Here is a 258-nt window from a genome sequence, read left to right as displayed (position 1 = left end):
CCCTGGCCACCTGGCTGGCCTGCGACGGATCCGCCCAGCGGGCGAGCAGACGGCTGTACTGCCACCGCAACACCGTCCTCAACCGACTGCGCCGCTACGAGCAGTTGACCGGACGCTCCCTCTCCCGCCCCTTCGACCTGGTCGAGGTCACCCTCGCCCTGACCGCCCGCAAACTCCTCCCGCGCTGACCGGCCACCCCAGTTCTGCGGGACGTCCTTGACGAATCACCCGGAGTGGGGCCTGCCGGGGCGACCCCGC

At 71.7% G+C, this 258-nt stretch carries 1 protein-coding gene; it reads left to right on the top strand.

Going from position 1 to position 258, the window contains the following annotated elements; genetic code table 11:
* Positions 1–188 (top strand): helix-turn-helix domain-containing protein (locus J0695_RS43150; RefSeq protein WP_206970246.1); only part of this gene is annotated, 188 nt, incomplete at its 5' end.
* Positions 189–258 lie beyond the last annotated feature (70 nt).

The sequence above is a fragment of the Streptomyces beijiangensis genome (assembly GCF_017315755.1).
GTDB classification, from domain to species: Bacteria; Actinomycetota; Actinomycetes; order Streptomycetales; family Streptomycetaceae; genus Streptomyces; species Streptomyces beijiangensis.
The sequence above is the reverse complement of the archived record's forward strand: the minus strand, read 5'-3'. Positions and strand labels throughout refer to the sequence as shown.